The sequence below is a fragment of the Streptomyces sp. NPDC021019 genome (genome assembly GCF_044333295.1).
In the GTDB taxonomy this organism is placed as follows: Bacteria; Actinomycetota; Actinomycetes; order Streptomycetales; family Streptomycetaceae; genus Streptomyces.
On the sequence record NZ_JBIRQR010000003.1, the window covers coordinates 205,983 to 223,589 of the forward strand.

Sequence of the window (17,607 nt, forward strand, 5' to 3'; positions counted from 1 at the left end):
CGGGCTGCCAGCTCGACGGACGCTCGCTGGTCCGACGGGAATTGTCAGACAGGTCCTACGGCGTGCTCGACCCGTCGCCCGGCGTGGAACGGTCGAACGCGCCGCCGGCGGCGGCCAGGACCGTCGTGGTCGCGGCCTGGGCGGGCAGCTGCGGATCGGGAGCGGTCCGCAGGAGTACCAACTGGTGGTAGAGCGGTGCGGTGGAGGCGATCAGCAGACGCCGCGCGTCGGTGTGCGACGGGAGTTCGCCGCGTTCGACGGCGCGCTCGACGATGATCTCGCAGCGCGCGTACCGGTCCTCCCACAGCCGCCGCTGGGCGTCGGCGGCCCGCGCCGAGCGGAACGAGGCGGCCATCAGTGCCTGGGGGATCGACGGCCGCACGACCAGGGACTCCTGGATCTCGTCGTTGAGGGCCGTCAGGTCGCCGCGCAGGGAGCCGGTGTCCGCGGGCGCCCAGTCGTCCTCGCCCGCCGCGTCGAGGACATCGGCGAGCAGGCCCCCGACGTCCTCCCAGCGCCGGTAGACCGTGGTCCGGTGGACGCCGGCGCGGGCCGCGACGCCCTCCATCGTCAGCCCCTCGTAACCGTGCGCGCCGAGCTCGGCGCGCACCGCGTCGAGCACCTGGGCGCGGACGCGCGCGGTGCGGCCACCCGGTCGGCGGCCCGGCGGCGTGGCGGCGCGGGCAGGCTCCGGCGGGCCGCCCGCCGGTTCGGTCATCGGGAATCCGGTTGCCCGGCGGTGTGCGTCATGGCACCATCTTAAAGCAACATATGTCGCACTAGTGGAGTCGTCGATGCTCTTCCGAAGCTTTCCCCCGGCCTCGCGGTCCGCCGCCACCGCTCCGTCCACGACAGCTCCGGAGTCGCCCGTATGCCTGCACAGATCACCGCACTCGCCGTCAGCAAGGCCTTCGCCGGCAGGCCCGTCCTCGACTCGGTGAGCTGCTCGCTCGCACCGGGCGAGCGCACCGGCATCGTCGGTGAGAACGGCTCGGGCAAGACCACCCTGCTCCGGCTGCTCGCCGGGCGGGACCGCCCCGACGAGGGGCGCGTCGTCCTGCAAGCCGACGGTGGCGTCGGCTACCTCGCCCAGGACGAGGCCCTGGCCGCCGATATGACGGCCCAGCAGGTCATCGACCGCGCGCTGGGCGACCTTCGGGCGACCGAGGCGCGGATGCGCCGCCTGGAGGCGGCGATGACCGACGGCGACACGTCGGCGCTCGACGCCTACGGCGAGGCCGTCTCCGCCTTCGAGCTGCGCGGCGGCTACGAAGCCGACGCCCGGCTGGAGCGCGCCCTGCACGGCCTCGGCCTGGGACAGGTGGACCGCGCCGCGACCCTGGGCGCCCTCTCCGGCGGCGAACGGGCCCGGCTCCGCCTGGCCGCGGTGCTGGCGGCCGCCCCGGAGGTGCTGCTCCTCGACGAGCCGACCAACCATCTGGACGAGTCAGCCCTCACCTGGCTGGAGGAGCACCTGCGCGGCCGCCGCGGTACCACCGTGACCGTCTCCCACGACCGCCGCTTCCTCGAACACACCGCCACGAGCCTCCTGGAGGTGGACGGGGACCGGCACGGCGTCGTCCGGTACGGCGATGGCTACGCCGGCTACCTCGCGGAGAAGGCGGCGGCACGACAGCGCTGGGTCCGGCACCACGACCGCTGGCGCCAGGAGGTCGACCGGACGCGCGAATCGGCCGCCGTCACCGCCCGCAGGGTGGCCCCGGGGCGGCCGATGAAGGACGGCGACAAACTCTCCTACAACCAGGCCGGAGCCCGGGTGCAGCAGTCCCTGGCCGGCCGGGTCCGCAATGCCCAGGAACGGCTGAACCGCCTGCTGGCCGACCCGGTGGCGGCCCCGCCGGACCCGTTGAGCTTCTCGCCCGTACTGCGCGCCGGACAGCTGTCCGGCACCGTGCTCGACGCCGCCGGAGTCTCCGTCGCGGGCAGGCTCGACCCGATCGACCTGACGGTCCGGGCGGGCGAGCACCTGCTGATCACGGGCGACAACGGCGCGGGCAAGACCACCCTGCTGCGCGTCCTCGCCGGAGACCTGACCCCCGACCGGGGCCACGTCGTCAGACGCGGCCGGGTCGGCTACCTCCCCCAGGACCCGGCACCCGGTTCGGCACCCGAGACGCTGCTGGCCGCCTACGCCCGGGGGCTCACCGGGGAGGCGGACGAGCACGCCGAACGGCTTCTGGCCCTCGGGCTGTTCGACCGTACCCGGCTGACGGTGCCCGTCGCACGGCTCTCCACCGGTCAGCGGCAGCGGCTCGCGCTGGCGCGGCTGGTCAGCATGCCCGCCGACGTCCTGCTGCTCGACGAGCCCACCAACCACCTCTCTCCCGCCCTCGCCGAGGAGTTGGAGACCGCCCTGGCCGGTTTCGCCGGCACGGTCGTGCTCGTCAGCCACGACCGGCTGCTCCGGAGCCGCTGGCGGGGCGCCCGGCTTGCGCTGCGGGCCGCCCGGGTGCCCGCGCTCAGGGGCTGAGGCCCCGCACCCCCTACCCGAAGCGAGTGATCATCCTTGTCCCCACGCCGCTCCCACATCGCGATGATCGGCATCCCGATCGTCAGCCACGTCCTGCCCGGCCTCGGCATCGTCCGTGAGCTGGTGGCCCGCGGCCACCGGGTCACCTACGCCAACGACCCGTTCGTGGCGGACCGGATCGAGGCCACCGGGGCCGAACTCGTGCCCTGTACCTCCCTGTTGCCGGTCGCCGACAACACCTGGCCGACCGACCCCGTCGCCGCGATGAACCTCTTCCTGGACGAGGCGATGCAGGCACTGCCCCAACTGCACGCCGCCTACGACCACGACCCGGCGGACCTGTACCTGTACGACATCGGCGCCTACGCCGCCCGCGCCCTCGCCGAATCACAGGGACGGCCCCTCGTGCAACTGTCCCCGTCGTTCGTGGCCTGGGAGGGGTACGACGAAGAGGTCGCGGCACACCTGCGGGGGCTGCCCGGCACCCCCGCGCACCGGGAGAGATTCGGGCGCTGGCTCGCCGGCTGCGGGGCGGCCACCCTCGACGTGGACGCCTTCTCCGGCCCTCCCTCACGGGCCCTCGCGCTCATCCCCGAGGCCATGCAGCCCAGCGCCGACAGAGTCGACACCGGCCGGGTGACCTTCGTCGGGCCCTGTTTCGACGCCCGGGCCGACACCGGCCGGTGGACTCGGCCGGAGGGCGCGGAGAACGTCCTGCTGATCTCCCTCGGCTCGGCGTACACGCACCGGCCGGAGTTCTACCGCCAGTGTCTCGCGGCGTACGGAGACCTGCCCGGCTGGCACGTCGTGCTCCAGATCGGCAGGCACACCGACCCAGGCGAGCTCGGCGGCATCCCGCCCAACGTCGAAGTGCACCCGTGGGTCCCGCAGCGGGCGATCCTGGAACAGGCGGACGCCTTCGTCACCCACGCCGGCATGGGCGGCTGCGGCGACGGACTCCTCGCGGGCGTCCCGATGGTCGCCGTACCGCAGGGCGCCGAACAGTTCATGAACGCGGACCGCCTGGTGGAGCTGGGCGTCGCCCGCCGCATCGACACCCCGGATGCCACGGCCGAGACCCTGCGGGCGGCCCTGAACGACCTGGTCACCGATCCGGAAACCGCCCGCCGGTCCGCGCGGTTGCGCGCGGCCGCCCGGAGCGAGGGCGGCACGCCTCGCGCCGTCGGTCTCATCGAGGAGCTGGTGGGCCGGTCGCCAGGGGGCGTCAGGGGCCGGTGAGCAGGGGCTCGGAGGCCCGCTCCAGGACCGAGGTGACGCGCTCCCAGGTCTCCATGTCCCTTTTCACCGGCGACAGCTGATGATCCGTCCCGGACCGTTGCCAGGCCGTCGCCAGCGCCACCGGGTCGCCGCCGCCCGCCGCCGAGGCGGCGAGCGCCGCCGCGCCGAGGGCGACCAGCTCCCCGCTGCCCGGGATGACGAGCGGCCGGCCGGAGAGCCGGCGCACCGTCTCCACCCACGTCCGCCCCTGCGCCCCGCCGCCGATCAGGCGCAGCGGGCGGGCGGCGACCTCGGGTGCGTGCGGGTCGAGACCGCACGCCGACAGGAGTCCGTCCATGGCCCGCAGCACGGTGACGGCCGCGCCCTCGTAGGCGGCGCCCAGTAGTTGCTGCCGGGTGGTCTCGTGGCGCAACCCGGTCAGCAGCCCGGAGGCGGTCGGCAGGTCGGGGGTCCGTTCGCCGTCGAGGTAGGGGAGCAGGACGGCGTGGCCGCCGGGCGTCGCGTCCTCGCGGTCCAGGCCGAGCAGGGCGGCCACCTTGTCCACGGCGAGCGTGCAGTTCAGGGTGCAGGCCAGCGGGAGGTACGTGCCGTCGGCGGCGGCGAACCCGTTCAGCGCGGTCGACGCGGGCCGGGTGCGGGAAGCGGCGAACACCGTGCCGGAGGTGCCCAGGCTGAGGGCCGGGTGGTCCAGCAGCCCGTCGCCACCCAGCCCGAGGCCCACGGCGGCGCTCATGTTGTCGCCGGTGCCGGCCGCCACCGCGACGCCCGCGGGCAGCCCGAGCGCTCGCGCCGCCGCCTCGGTGAGCGAGCCGATCCGGGTCGCCCCGGTGGGGGCGACCTCCGGGAGCAGCGCCGCGTCCAGGCCGAGCAGCTCCAGCAGGTCGGGGTCGTAGGCGCCGGTGGCGGTGGAGTACCAGCCGCTGCCCGAGGCGTCCCCGGGGTCGGTGGCGGCGACGCCCGCGAGGCGTTCGGTCAGGAAGTCGTGGGGGAGCCGGACCGCCGCCGCGTTCGCGGCGCTCGCGGGGTCCGTCTCGCGCAACCACTGCCACTTGGACGCGGTGATCGAGGCGACCGGCACGGACCCCGTCCGTTCCGTCCAGGCCCCGGGTCCGCCGAACGCGTCGGTGAGCGCGGCGGCCTGCGGCGCGGAGCGGGTGTCGTTCCACAGCAGCGCGGGGCGGAGCGGCCGGCCCGCCCCGTCCAGGACGACGAGCCCGTGCTGCTGCCCGGCGACCGCGATGCCGGTGACCGCGCGGGCGGGGAGGCCGGACTCCTTCAGCCCGGCGGCCACCGCCTCGCACAGGGCCCGCCACCAGATCTCCGGATCGCTCTCCCGGGCCCCGGCCTCGCCGGTGACCACGTGCGGGGCGCGCCCCACGGCGAGCCGCGCGCCGGTCGCCGCGTCGATGAAGGCGGCCTTGGTGGACTGGGTCGAGCTGTCCACGCCGATGACGACGGCGGGTGACGGCATGGGGAGCCTCTTTCGCACGGGACGGCCTGTTCATTTGGCTGGGACACGAACAAATTACGGGATGGCCGCCGCCCTGCACAGGGGGTGCGGGTCGGCTTCGCCCGGCAGGGGGGTTCCCTGGTCGAGGGGTGGTGTGCTTGATTAGTCATGACACTGAACAAATAGGGGTGCCGGGCTGGTGGCCGGGCGTCCCGACGGCAGGCGAAGGCGGTCGGACGACGATGACGGAACGCTTCACCCCCACCCCCGAGGACAAGTTCAGCTTCGGCCTGTGGACCGTGGGCTGGCAGGGCCGGGACCCCTTCGGCGACGCCACCCGCGCGGCCATCGACCCCGTGGAGTCGGTGCGGCGGCTCGCGGAGCTGGGCGCCTGGGGGGTGACCTTCCACGACGACGACCTGATCCCCTTCGGGGCGCCGGAGGCCGAGCGCGACCGGATCGTCAAGCGCTTCCGTACGGCGGTCGACGACAGCGGGCTCGTCGTGCCCATGGTGACGACGAACCTCTTCACCCACCCCGTCTTCAAGGACGGCGGATTCACCGCCAACGACCGTGGCGTACGCCGCTACGCACTCCGCAAGACCCTGCGCAACATCGACCTCGCCGTCGAGCTGGGCGCGACGACCTTCGTGGCGTGGGGCGGCCGCGAGGGGGCCGAGTCCGGCGGGGCGAAGGACGTCCGCCTCGCCCTCCACCGGATGAAGGAGGCCTTCGACCTGCTCGGCGAGTACGTCGTCGAGCAGGGTTACGACCTCCGCTTCGCCATCGAGCCCAAGCCGAACGAGCCGCGCGGCGACATCCTGCTGCCCACCATCGGCCACGCCCTGGCCTTCATCGAGCGCCTGGAGCGCCCCGAACTGGTCGGCGTCAACCCGGAGACCGGACACGAACAGATGGCCGGGCTCAACTTCCCGCACGGCATCGCCCAGGCCATGTGGGCGGACAAGCTCTTCCATATCGACCTCAACGGCCAGTCCGGCATCAAGTACGACCAGGACCTGCGCTTCGGCGCGGGCGATCTGCGCCAGGCGTTCTGGCTCGTCGACCTGCTGGAGAGCGGCTACGAAGGCCCCCGCCACTTCGACTTCAAGCCCCCGCGCACCGAGGACTACGACGGGGTCTGGGCCTCCGCCGCGGGCTGCATGCGCAACTACCTCATCCTCAAGGAGCGGGCCGCAGCCTTCCGCGCCGACCCCGAGGTACGGGCGGCCCTGCGCGCGTCCCGCCTGGACGAACTGGCGCGCCCCACCGCCGGCGAGGGACTGGCCGGCCTGCTCGCCGACCGCGGCGCGTACGAGGACTTCGACGTGGACGCCGCCGCGGAACGGGGCATGGCCTTCGAGGCACTGGACCAGCTCGCCATGGACCACCTGCTCTCCGTGCGCTGACCCGCACCGGCCCGGCCCGCGCCGGCCCGGCCCACCGGCCGAGCCGGGGCCGTCCGGGCCCGGCTCAGCCGCCGGACGGCTCCGCGTACGCGACCGGGTCGTCCAGCACGTCCTGCACCACGAGCGCCGCCGCGCCCCGCGCCGCGTCGCCCGCCACCGACGACGCCCGGAGCCGGCCGCTGCCCGGGGACCAGAGCCCCGACACCACCCGGCCGGTCAGCTCCTCGTCGGCGGGCGGCGCCAGCCACGGCATCAGCCCCCGGTATATCCCGCCGAGCACCACCGCGTCCGGGTCGATCAGGTTCACCGCGCCCGACAGAACCCGGCCCAGCATCCGGCCCGCCTCACCGACCGCGGCCACCGCCCGCGGGTCCCCGGCGCCCGCGCGCCGCTCCAGCTCCAGCACCCCGGAAGCGCCGCCCGGGCCCTCGATCCCGGCCGCTCGCAGCAGCGCCGCCTGGCCGGCGTACTGCTCCAGACACCCCCGCGAACCGCACCGGCACTCCGGCCCCGCCGGATCCACCACGACATGCCCGATCTCCCCGGCGAAACCGTGCGCACCGCGCAGCAGCTCGCCGCCCAGGACGAGTGCGCCGCCGACCCCGATCTCCCCGGTCAGATAGAGGAAGCTCCGCACATCTCCCAGTCCGCCGAACCACAGCTCGGCCAGTGCCGCGAGATTGGCCTCGTTCTCCGAGACGGCCGGCAGCGCCGGGTGGCCGGGGCGCAGCGCGGCCAGCGCCTCGGCGAACAGCTCCTGCGCCGGGATCTCGTTCCAGCCGAGGTTCGGGGCCTGCCGTACCGACCCGCCGGAGACGAGACCGGGCAGGGCCAGCGCCGCGCCCACCGGGCGCAACTCCTGCTCGTACGCCGACTCCAGGGTCCGCGCGGCGATCCGGGCCGCCCGGGCCAGGGCCTCCTCGGCGGGCGCGCCCCGGTTGTCGAGGTGCTCGGTCTGCCGGACCCTGCCGGTGCCCGCCAGGTCGACCACGCACACCGAGACGTAATCGATGTTGATCTCCACGCCGAGCCCGGCCGGGCCGGTCCTGGCCACCTTGAGCGCGGTGCCGGGGCGGCCTGCCTGCCCGCTGAACGTCTTGCCCGACTCGGTGAGGAACCCGCTGTCCATCAGCTGCTCGACGAGCGAGGACACCGCGGCCCGGGTCAGCCCGACCCGAGCGGCCACTCCGGCCCGGGTCGCCTCGCCCCGCTCGCCCTCGTCCCGTACGGCGCGGAGCACCAGGCTCAGATTGTGCCGCCGCACGGTGTCCTTGTCGGCCTTGGGCCCCAGCGGAGTGAGGATGCTCTTCATATCGTCGCCGAGCCTATGCGATGCGAGGCTCCTGGCGGGGGTGCGGGAACGGGCGGTATCGCGGAAGCGGAGGGGGAGGTGTCACGGAAGAGGGGGCCGTTCCGGCCGTCCGGCCCGAACCGCCCCCTCCGATCGCGCTCGGCTCAGGGCTTGGCGCCCCGGTCCTTCAGCATGTTCGCCATCAGGCCGATCTCCGACTGCTGGCCGCTGACCATGCCCGCCGCCAGATCCCGGATGGCGTCCGTCTTCGCCGCACCGGCGGCCGCCTGCGCCATGTCCGCACCGGCGATGTGGTGCACGGTCATCAGCCGCAGGAACAGCACCTCGGCCTTCTCGCCCTTCGCAGCCGTGAGGGCCGCCAGCTCCGCGTCGGTGGCCATGCCCGGCATCAACGACCCGTCGTCGGTCGGTGTGAGGGTGTGTCCCATCCACTCCATCGGCGGCCCGGCCGCGCTCTTGGGCAGCCCCCACAGCTCCAGCCAGCCCAGCATCATGCCGCGCTGGTTGGCCTGGGTGTTGATGATGTCGTACGCGAGACGCCGCACGTCCTCGTCGTCGGTGCGGTCCCGCACGATGAACGACATCTCGACCGCCTGCTGGTGGTGGATGGCCATGTCCCGGGCGAAGCCCGCGTCCACGGAGTCCTCCGCCGGGGCGGACCGCGCCGCCGAGGACGCCCCGGACGGGGAGGCCGCGGAGGGGCGTACGACCATCAGCGCCACCAGCCCCAGCGCCAGGAGCAGCACGGCGGCCCCCGCGAGGACCATCCGACGCATGGAGCCGGAAGGCGTCAGCGCCGTCACTTGTCCAGCCCGCCGGTGCAGGCGGCCCCCGGCTCAGGGGTCTGCGGGCCCTGCACGTACTTGGTGAAGAACTGCGCGACCCGGTCGTCGGTGGCGTTCTTGACCGTCACCTGCTTGCCCCACGCGCTGAGCATGATCGGGTCCTTCTGGTCCTTGACCGGGCTCATCAGGGAGTACGGAGTCGACTTGACCTTCTTGGTCAGCGCCTCGACGTCGGAGTCCGGGGCCTTGTCGTTGTACGTGACCCAGACCGCACCGTGCTCCAGCGAGTGCACGGCGTTCTCCTTCGGTATCTCGTCGGTGTAGACGTCGGCGTTGCAGTTCATCCAGACCTGGTTGTGGTCGCCGCCGACGGGCGGGTTCATCGGGTAGTCGACCTTGGCCGTCACGTGCTCCCGTCCCAGGTCGTCCCAGCTGCGCTCGCCGGTGACCGGCGAGGTCTTGGCCTGCTCCTCCTTCTTGTCCTTCTCGTTCGCCTGCGACATCAGATAGCCGCCCCCGGCGACCAGGGCGGCGACCACGGCCACCGACGCGCTGATGGTGATGACGCGGACCCGCCGCTCGCGGGCGCGCTCCTTGCGGCGCGCCTCCTCGAGCTTGGCGCGACGCGCTGAGGCCGGGTTGTTCTGGTTCTTGGCGGAAGCCATGGGGAGTCCTCGTCGTTCAACGATGCATACAGGCGATGCATGAAGGGGAAGGGGTGCGGGGCAGGCGAAGAACCGCTCCCGGTGACCTGCGCCGGGGCGCGGCGGGAGAGCGGACCCGGCCTCTAGATCCGCTGGACCTGAAGGCGTAGTTGATCGACGGAACGCACACCGTCGTGCGCGGGACCCCGGATGGCCGCCGCACCGGTGAGCGGGGTGGCGGGGACGAAGGTCACGGGCGAGGTAACGGTGACGGGGGCGGAGGACGCCGGAAGCACGACGGCCGCCGTGTGTGTCGAGCCCCCGTGGCACGACGTCCCGAGGCCGCGGTCCGCGGGAGAGGCCAGGACGACCGGCTCGAAGGTGGCGTCGGGCGTCGGGGTGAAAGCGCGGACGGCACTCGCCCCGGCAGCGCCCGAGGCCACCGGGGCGCCGGCTGACGAGGCGGTGACCGAGCAGCAGAAGAGCATGGCCAGGAGGAAGAACACCCAGCCCAGGGCGAGGGGCGTGCGGGAGCGGTACCGCTGCCGGTCCGTCCGCGTGCTCACCCTGGTCATCGCCCGTCATCGTAGTGGGTGCATGAAGATTCAAAGAATATGGGTCGCGCTGTCCGCGGGACAGTGTGCCCGAGTCGCCGCCGCTCGAACAGAGCCCCGATGGCGCACTAGTGATTTACCGGTGTAATACCTGTTAACGTTTTTGAGTGACCGATACATCTGCCTGTTCGGGGCGGCCCTCCCTCCGGGCCCTCCCGCTGACCTCGGCCCTCCGGCTCTCGCGGCCGTCGGACACCTGGTTCAAGCCCGCCCTCAGCGTGGTCGTCGCCTCCGCCGCCCCCCAGCTGACGCTCCTGGCCATCGGCCGGCTCGACCTCGTGATGTACACCATGGCCGGTTCGCTGTGCGCGCTCTACGGTCACGGCCTGCCGTACGCCCGGCGGGCCGGGGCCGTCGCGGGCGTGGTGCTCGGCATGGCGGCCTCGCTCGCCGTCTCCCTGGTCACCGCGTCGCTCACCGGATCGACCGCCGTGCTCATCGCGGTCGGGGCGCTGCTCGCCGCCGCCCAGAAGGCGCTGTGCGACGCCACCCGGATCGGACCGCCCGGCCATGTGATCTTCACCTTCGTCAGCTCAGCCGCCCTCTTCGCACCGCAGCGCCCGGAGCAGATCCCCGGCCACCTCGCCCTGACCCTCGGCGCGGGCGCGTTCGCCTGGCTGGTCGCCGTCGCCCCTGCCCTGGTCCGTCGCGAGGGGCCCGAACGCCGGGCCGTCGCCCGGGCCCTGGAGGCCGCGGCCGCGCGTGCCGCCGACCCCGGCCCCCGTACCCGCGACGCGGCGGCCGCCGCCGTGCACGCCGCCTGGCAGTGCCTGCTCGCCTCCGGCCGCCCCACCCTCGTACGCCGGTCGCTGGAACGCCTGGTGGTGCACGCCGAGGCGGCCTTCGCGGCCCCGCGCCCCGGGGGTGGGAACGTGGACGCGGACCGGCTGCGCGCCTGGGCCGCCCTGACCCGGGCCCGGGGCCCGGTGCCCACCCCGCCGCCGGCCCCCGGAACCGCCGACGAGCTGTACGGGATCGACGCGGAGCGCGCCGCCGGGCGGGCCCCCGAGGGACGCCGGGCTGCCCGACGCGCCCTGCTCCGCCGCCTCGGCCCGGGGTCGCCGCTGCTGCCGGTCGCCGTCCGCACCCTGGCGGGCTGCGCGCTCGCCGGATACCTCTGCGCCGCGCTCGGCGTCGGACGCCCCTACTGGGCGATCGTCACCGCCGCCTCCCTCTACCAGGCCAACATCACCCTCTCGTGGAACCGGGCCCTCCAGCGCACCCTCGGCAACCTCCTGGGCGTGCTCGTCTTCGCCGCCGCCCTGCCCGTGTCCCGGATCAGCCCGCTCGCCCTCGTCTGCTGCTGCCTCTTCTTCGGCTTCGCCGCCGAGGCCCTCATCACCCGCAACTACTGGCTCGGCTCCGTCGCGGTGACCCCGATGGCCCTGCTGATCCTGGAGTTCGGCGGCGCCCATCCGGCCGGGGAGCTCATCGGCGACCGGGTCCTGGACACCGTCCTCGGAGCGGGCGTTGGCTTTCTGGCCGCGACGCTGGTCACCAACCGGCGGGCGGCGGGGCGCGTCGAGCGGGCGCTCGACGCCCTTGACCGGGCCCGCGCCGACGCCGAACGGGCCGGAGCCGACCCCGGGGCGGCGCCCGCGACACGGGACCGGGCGCGCCGGACGCTCACCGCGAGCCTCGTCGAGCTGCGCGAGGCCGGCGACACGGCCGCGGGCGAATGGTGGCAGCGCGCCCTGCCCGAGCAGCGCCTTCTCGCGGCCGAGCGGGCCGGACACCGTACGCTCGCCGCGACAGCACAACGGCGGGGGCCCGGGGGCGGTACGCCTCCCGCGGCCCACGCCCCTTCGATCGGAGCGGAGTGACCGACGACATCGTTGCCTCGGTGGTCCGGCAGTGGCAGGCCGTCAACCCCGGGCTCGACACCGGACCGATGGAGATCATCGGCCGGATCAACCGCTGTGCCGCCCTGCTCCAGCAGGCGGAGGACGCCCCCTTGCGTTCCGCCGGACTGACCCGCGCCGAATTCGACCTCCTCGGCGCCGTACGCAGGACGGACCGGGAGCTCACCCCCGGCGAACTGGCCCGCGAGACCTTCTCCTCCGGAGCGGCCGTCACCAAGCGGCTGCGCGCCCTCCAGGACCGCGCCCTGGTCGAGCGCCGGGGCGACACCCGCGACCGGAGGGTCGCCCATGTCCGGCTCACCGAAGAGGGCCGGGCCCTGGTCGACCGGATCCTGCCCGAACAGCTCGCCTACGAACGCGCGGTACTCGCCGGTCTCGACGGCGGCGCGCACGACGAACTCGCCTCCAGGCTGGGCGAGTTGCTCGTCCAGTTGGAAGGGCGGCTCGGCGGATCCCGGCGCTGAACCGGCGGTCCGGCCCTGGGTCTTCGCGGCCGCGTCAGCGCGGCGATTTCGCGCGTCACTCGCTCGTCGGTCAGGAATCTGCACCTTTCGATCCGGTTCGATCACCTGTGTCGTTGTCCTGTTCTGCCCGATGAAAGCTGCTCAAGTGAGGGCGATTTGCCCTAAAAGAACAGCTTTACCCGGTATTGAATCCGTAGGCCTTCGCCACCCGGAGGCCCCCAAGGGGGCAATTTCGGCCACAATTACGCACCGCATGCGCTCCGCAGCGCAGCGTGCAAAAACTGGCGAGTGTATTCCTCTCGGAGAGCTTCCGCAGGGGGTTGGGTGAATATGCCGAAGCACTGTTCTGATCTGGCTAAGCTCACGCGCAGTGAAGTCGAGTTGAGATGAATTCGAGCACTTGTTCCTGAGTCTCCGCTCGCGTGCGCATACATCCCGGAATCAACCGCCAGAGGGTTTTAGATGGTCCGTGTTGAATCACCGCCGACCGACAGAGAAGTTCCCGTCGTCCGCGTAGTCCTGCTGCCTGTGGCCCTGCTCCTCGGCGCCACCGCCGCCGGCTCGGCCGTGGTCGCACCGGCCGCGCGGATAGCAGTCGCCGTGTGCGGCGCGATCGCCACGCTCGTGGTCGCCGTACTCACCGTGGCGCTGCACCGCCGCCGACGCGCCATGCGCGTCCAGCGCGCGGAGTACGAACAGCGCATCGCCTACCTGGAACACCGCATCCACTCGCACGACGCCGAGACGGTACGGCTCACCAAGGAAGTCATGCCCGCCGCCATCCGGCGGCTGCGCGTGGGCAATTCGCCCGAAGAAGTGATGCGCGACATCGTCGACGCGGACGCGGCCAACCGGCATCTGCCCAAGGCGCTGCGCGAGCAGGTCTACCAGGTCCTCGAAGTCATCGACAACGAGGAGGCGCGGCGTGACTCCGCTCAGCGCGCCTTCGTCAGCGTCGCCCGCCGCGTCCAGGCGATCGTGAACCGCCAGGCCAGCGAACTGCGGGAGATGGAGAACCACTACGGGCGCAACCCCGAGGTCTTCGACGACCTGCTGCGCATCGACCACGGCACCGCGCTGATCGGCCGCCTCGCCGACTCCATCGCCGTGCTGGGCGGCGCCCGCCCGAGCCGCCAGTGGCCCAAGCCCGTACCGCTGTTCAGCGTGTTGCGCGGCGCGATGTCCCGCATCCTGGAGTACCAGCGCGTCGATCTGCACTCGATCGCCAAGGTGGCCATCGTCGGCACCTCGGTCGAACCGCTCATCCACGCCTGCGCCGAACTCCTCGACAACGCGACCCGCTACTCGCCGCCCCAGACCCGGGTGCACGTCACCGCGGTCGAGGTGCAGACCGGTATCGCCATCGAGATCGAGGACGGCGGCGTCAGCCTCAGCGAGGAGGCCCGCGCCCGCGCCGAGAACATGCTCGCCCAGGCGCAGGCCGGCATCAACATGAACGACCTCGGGGAGTCCCCGCGCCTCGGCATGGCCGTCGTCGGCAGGCTCTCCCGGATGTACCAGCTCCAGGTGTCGCTGCGTCAGTCGGCCTACGGCGGCGTCCGCGCCGTTCTCATCGTGCCGCGGGACATGATCACCACCGGTCCCGCCCCGGGCATCGCCCACGGCATCGGCGCCACCTCGCGGCCCACCAGCTCCCTGGACATGTCACAGCTCCAGCACGTGGTGCCGCCGCCCGGCAAGCGCAAGTCCAAGCCCGCCGCCACCGGCCCCGTGCCCTCCGTGGCCGCACCGGTCTCCACCGGAGCCCCTGCGGCCACGTCGCACCAGGCCCCTCCCGCGGCTGCCATGGAGGACGACCTTCCCGTGGTCACCGAGTGGACCGAGAACGGGCTGCCGCAGCGCCGCAGCCGGGGCCGCGCCCCGCTCGGCTCGCACAACCTCCCGCAGCAGCCCCCACCGCCACCCGCCCCCGCCAACGGGTTCCACCCCGGCGCGGACCAGGGCGCGGACGACGGACGCGGCGAGGAGAAGCCCCCCGGCCTCTGGCTGGAGGCCTTCACCAAGGCTGTCAACGGCGTACCGCAGGAACGAAAGCACGGCGAAGACTCCGATGACGTGTGGGACAAGGGAGACCTGAAGTGATCCAGCAGCGGGGAAACATGGACTGGATGCTCAAGGAACTGGCCGACGACGTTCCGAGCATTCACCAGATCGTGGTGCTCTCGTCGGACGGTCTGCGCATCGCGATGCACGGCGGCGACCCCGACGTCGCCGACCGGCTCGCGGCGGCCTGCGCCGGACTCCAGAGCCTGGCCGCCGCCGTGGCCACCGAGATCCCGTACAGCGACGGCCTCATGAAGCTCGTGGTCATCGAGGTGACGGGCGGGTTCTTCTACCTGATGGCGGCCGGGACCGGCGCCTATCTCGCGGTGCTGGCCGGCGAGACCGTCGACGCCGGACTCGTCGGGGCCCGGATGCGGGACATGGTCGTGCGGATCGGAGCCCACCTGACCAGCCCGCCCCGCCACGGCGGGCAGTCCGGATGAGTGGTCCTCGACGAGAACGCCGCAAGGCCGACCCGGACCTGCACGATCCGGAACGGCTGTACGTGATCACCGGCGATCTCGACGACAGCGAACGGTCCGCGCTCGACCTGGTCACGATGGTCGTCGCGAAGGCGGAGCCCTCGCCGACCTTCCAGCCCGAGCAGGCGGCCATCCTGCGGCTCTGCCAGGCGCCGTTGTCCGTCGCCGAGATCTCGGCCTACCTCAGCCTGCCGTTCAGCGTGGTCACCTCGCTCCTGAGCGATCTCCTCGCGACCGATCTCATCCAGTCGCGTGCGCCGATCGTCCGTGCCACGCTCCCCGACAGGTCCCTCCTCGAAGCGGTGATGCATGGACTTCAGAAGCTCTGACACGATCACCGGACCCCGCAGCGAGGACGTCCTTCCCACCACGGCGACCGCCGCGGTGAAGGTCGTGATCGTCGGCGGGTTCGGCGTCGGCAAGACGACCATGGTCGGCTCGGTGAGCGAGATCCGGCCGCTGACGACCGAAGAGACCATGACCCAGGCCGGCGTCGGCGTGGACGACAACGCCGGGGTGGAGACGAAGACCGCCACCACGGTCGCCATGGACTTCGGACGGATCAGCCTCAGCGAGGAACTGATCCTCTACCTGTTCGGCACCCCCGGCCAGGAACGCTTCTGGTTCCTCTGGAACGGCCTCTTCGAGGGCGCCCTCGGCGCGGTCGTCCTCATCGACACGAGACGGCTGGAAGTCAGCTTCGACGTCATCGGCCGGCTGGAGGAGCGCGGCGTGCCCTTCGTGGTGGCCGTGAACACCTTCCCCGACGCGCCGCACCACCCGGTCGAGGCCCTGCGCCGAGCCCTCGACCTGCCGGACGAGGTCCCGATGATCGACTGCGACGCCCGGCTGCGGGTCTCCAGCCGCGACGTGCTGATGACCCTGATGCGCTATCTGCACAGCCTGGCCGTCCCCCTCGCCTGACACCGAACCTCCTTCGGGACAGAACCGGTCCGCCCGGATCCACGCCCGGATCCACGACCGGGGGCGCGCGCCAATCCCGCGGCGCCCGCCCCCGGCCCGCTCCGGCCGGGCCGCGAACCGGCGACCCGTCCCGCCCATCTGCGCACCAGCCCTGGAATCCTGATCCCTGGAGCCCCTGTGACAAGCCCCTTCCACCACGAACCCGGCGCCGTGCCCCCGCCCCAGTGCCCGGCCCACAACCTCGACATCGGCCCCGGCGGCCTGCGCCGGCTCTACGGCCCCGAGGCGGAGAACAACCCGGCGGGCCTCTACGACAAACTCCGCGCCGAACACGGCACGGTCGCCCCGATCCTGCTCCACGGCGACGTTCCCGCCTGGCTCGTCCTCGGCCACAGCGAGAACCTCCACGTCACCCGTACGCCCTCCCAGTTCTCCCGGGACTCGCGGCGCTGGCGGGCCCTCCAGGACGGCAGCGTCGCCCCGGACCACCCGCTCGCCCCGATCTTCACCTGGCAGCCCGTCTGCGTGTTCGCCGACGGCGCCAAGCACGAACGGCAGCGCGGCGCGGTCACCGACAGCATGGAGCGCATCGACACCCGTGGGGTGCGACGGCACATCAACCGCTTCAGTAACCGCCTCGTCAACGACTTCTGCGAGAAGGGCACCGCCGACCTGGTCAGCCAGTTCGCGGAGCATCTGCCGATGATGGTGGTGTGCGCGATCTTCGGCATGCCGGAGGAGTACGACGAGCGCCTCGTCCAGGCGGCCCGGGACATGACGCGCGGCACCGAGACCGCCGTGGCCAGCAACGCCCACGTCGTGTCCGTGCTGACGCGCCTGGTCGAGCGCCGCCGCGCCGAATCCGCGCCGGACCTGGCGTCCTGGCTCGTCGAGCACCCCGCGTCGATGACCGACACCGAGGTCATCGAGCACCTGCGCCTCGTCATGATCGCCGCCTACGAGTCCACCGCCAACCTCATCGCCAACGTGCTGCGCATGGTCCTCATCGACCCGCGTTTCCGCGCCCGGCTCAGCGGCGGGCACATGACCGTCCCCGAGGCGGTCGAGCAGACCCTGTGGGACGAGCCGCCGTTCACCGCCGTGTTCGGCCGCTGGGCGGTCGGTGACACGGAGCTGGGCGGCCAGCAGATCAAGGCGGGCGACGCCCTGCTCGTCGGGATCGCCCCGGCCAACACCGACCCCACCGTCCGCCCGGACCTGACCGCCGACATGAGCGGCAACCGCGCCCACCTCGCCTTCAGCGGCGGCCCCCACGAGTGCCCGGGACAGGACATCGGCCGGGCCATCGCCGACGTCGGGGTCGACGCCCTCCTGATGCGCCTGCCGGACCTGGAGCTCGGTGTCGGGGAGAGCGAGTTGCGCTGGGTCGGCAACATCATGTCCCGTCACCTGGTCGAACTGCCGGTGAGGTTCGCCCCCAGTCCGCAGCAGAAGCTGGACGCCGACCCGCTCTCGGTGATGGCCCGCGCCGCCCGCCCGGCCGACGCCTGGGAGATCTCCTCCCCGGCCAGGCAGGTCCCCGAGCCCCGGCACGAGGCGACCGTGGCGCAGCCCGCCCACGCCCCGGGCGCCACACCCGCCCACGCCCCGGGCACCACTCCCGCTCCCGCTCCCGCCCCGGCCGCACCCCTCGTGACCGAACCGGCCCCTTCCCCCGAGCCGGCTCCGGTGGCGACGATCCCGCAGCAGCGCAGGCCGGCCGCCCCCGCCCGGCTCTGGCAGGCCGTCGTCCGCTGGTGGAGCGGCTACTGACACGCCGTCCCACCCCGCCCGGCCGCGGCGGCCCCGGATCACGCCCACGGGCCCGGGGCCGCCGCGTCGCGCTCGGCGGCCATGGGCGCGGGCA

The 17,607-nt window shown here is 73.1% G+C and carries 16 protein-coding genes; 10 read left to right on the top strand and 6 right to left on the bottom strand.

Translation table 11 applies throughout. From position 1 onward, the window contains the following. Positions 1–55 precede the first annotated feature (55 nt). Complete coding sequence (locus ACH4RG_RS18365) at positions 56–718, bottom strand: TetR/AcrR family transcriptional regulator (RefSeq protein ID WP_397927105.1); 663 nt, start codon at positions 716–718, stop codon at positions 56–58. Between the two features lie 153 nt (positions 719–871). Here ACH4RG_RS18365 and abc-f point away from each other — a divergent pair, with 153 nt between their 5' ends. Both abc-f and ACH4RG_RS18375 read left to right on the top strand, forming a co-directional pair. Further along, positions 872–2,491: a ribosomal protection-like ABC-F family protein gene (gene abc-f, locus ACH4RG_RS18370; protein WP_398539834.1), complete on the top strand. Its 1,620-nt coding sequence runs from the start codon at positions 872–874 to the stop codon at positions 2,489–2,491. Between the two features lie 63 nt (positions 2,492–2,554). Then, positions 2,555–3,730, top strand: coding sequence for a macrolide family glycosyltransferase (locus ACH4RG_RS18375; protein ID WP_398540025.1), 1,176 nt, complete (start codon positions 2,555–2,557; stop codon positions 3,728–3,730). On the opposite strand, the gene xylB is transcribed toward ACH4RG_RS18375, so the two are convergent. Beyond that, positions 3,717–5,201: a xylulokinase gene (xylB, locus tag ACH4RG_RS18380; protein WP_397917431.1), complete on the bottom strand. Its 1,485-nt coding sequence runs from the start codon at positions 5,199–5,201 to the stop codon at positions 3,717–3,719. The two genes, ACH4RG_RS18375 and xylB, sit on opposite strands and share 14 nt — an antisense overlap. 221 nt (positions 5,202–5,422) lie before the next feature. Between xylB and xylA the strand changes: the two genes are divergently transcribed. After that, entirely contained in the window at positions 5,423–6,589 is a 1,167-nt protein-coding gene (gene xylA / locus ACH4RG_RS18385) for a xylose isomerase (RefSeq protein WP_397917433.1), read from the top strand. Between the two features lie 64 nt (positions 6,590–6,653). On the opposite strand, the gene ACH4RG_RS18390 is transcribed toward xylA, so the two are convergent. The 4 genes from ACH4RG_RS18390 to ACH4RG_RS18405 form a co-directional block, all read right to left on the bottom strand. Next, positions 6,654–7,901 (bottom strand): ROK family protein, encoded by a 1,248-nt coding sequence (locus ACH4RG_RS18390; RefSeq protein WP_397927108.1) that lies wholly within the window; start codon positions 7,899–7,901, stop codon positions 6,654–6,656. A gap of 143 nt (positions 7,902–8,044) precedes the next feature. Beyond that, positions 8,045–8,704 carry a DUF305 domain-containing protein gene (locus ACH4RG_RS18395; protein ID WP_397917435.1) on the bottom strand — a complete coding sequence of 220 codons (660 nt, stop codon included), beginning with the start codon at positions 8,702–8,704 and terminating at the stop codon, positions 8,045–8,047. Then, positions 8,701–9,351 (bottom strand): DUF3105 domain-containing protein, encoded by a 651-nt coding sequence (locus tag ACH4RG_RS18400; RefSeq protein ID WP_398539835.1) that lies wholly within the window; start codon positions 9,349–9,351, stop codon positions 8,701–8,703. The genes ACH4RG_RS18395 and ACH4RG_RS18400 overlap by 4 nt, the downstream gene beginning before the upstream one ends. A gap of 122 nt (positions 9,352–9,473) precedes the next feature. Continuing rightward, the gene (locus ACH4RG_RS18405; RefSeq protein ID WP_397917437.1) at positions 9,474–9,905 is read right to left on the bottom strand and encodes a hypothetical protein; all 432 of its coding nucleotides are present in this window, start codon (positions 9,903–9,905) and stop codon (positions 9,474–9,476) included. Positions 9,906–10,051: 146 nt separating this feature from the next. Between ACH4RG_RS18405 and ACH4RG_RS18410 the strand changes: the two genes are divergently transcribed. From ACH4RG_RS18410 to ACH4RG_RS18440, 7 genes are all read left to right on the top strand, one after another. Continuing rightward, positions 10,052–11,767, top strand: a complete 1,716-nt coding sequence (locus tag ACH4RG_RS18410; protein ID WP_398539836.1) for an FUSC family protein — start codon at positions 10,052–10,054, stop codon at positions 11,765–11,767. Further along, positions 11,764–12,270, top strand: a complete 507-nt coding sequence (locus tag ACH4RG_RS18415) for a MarR family winged helix-turn-helix transcriptional regulator (RefSeq protein WP_398163202.1) — start codon at positions 11,764–11,766, stop codon at positions 12,268–12,270. The genes ACH4RG_RS18410 and ACH4RG_RS18415 overlap by 4 nt, the downstream gene beginning before the upstream one ends. 462 nt (positions 12,271–12,732) lie before the next feature. Continuing rightward, positions 12,733–14,373, top strand: a complete 1,641-nt coding sequence (locus ACH4RG_RS18420; protein ID WP_397917440.1) for a sensor histidine kinase — start codon at positions 12,733–12,735, stop codon at positions 14,371–14,373. Continuing rightward, a complete protein-coding gene (locus ACH4RG_RS18425; protein ID WP_006128841.1) occupies positions 14,370–14,777 on the top strand; it encodes a roadblock/LC7 domain-containing protein in 408 nt (135 codons plus the stop codon). Before ACH4RG_RS18420 ends, ACH4RG_RS18425 begins: the two co-directional genes overlap by 4 nt. After that, entirely contained in the window at positions 14,774–15,145 is a 372-nt protein-coding gene (locus tag ACH4RG_RS18430) for a DUF742 domain-containing protein (RefSeq protein ID WP_026290056.1), read from the top strand. The genes ACH4RG_RS18425 and ACH4RG_RS18430 overlap by 4 nt, the downstream gene beginning before the upstream one ends. Continuing rightward, positions 15,126–15,740: an ATP/GTP-binding protein gene (locus ACH4RG_RS18435; RefSeq protein WP_366391382.1), complete on the top strand. Its 615-nt coding sequence runs from the start codon at positions 15,126–15,128 to the stop codon at positions 15,738–15,740. Before ACH4RG_RS18430 ends, ACH4RG_RS18435 begins: the two co-directional genes overlap by 20 nt. Positions 15,741–15,917: 177 nt before the next feature. After that, a complete protein-coding gene (locus ACH4RG_RS18440) occupies positions 15,918–17,513 on the top strand; it encodes a cytochrome P450 (RefSeq protein WP_397917441.1) in 1,596 nt (531 codons plus the stop codon). Positions 17,514–17,607: the final 94 nt, after the last annotated feature.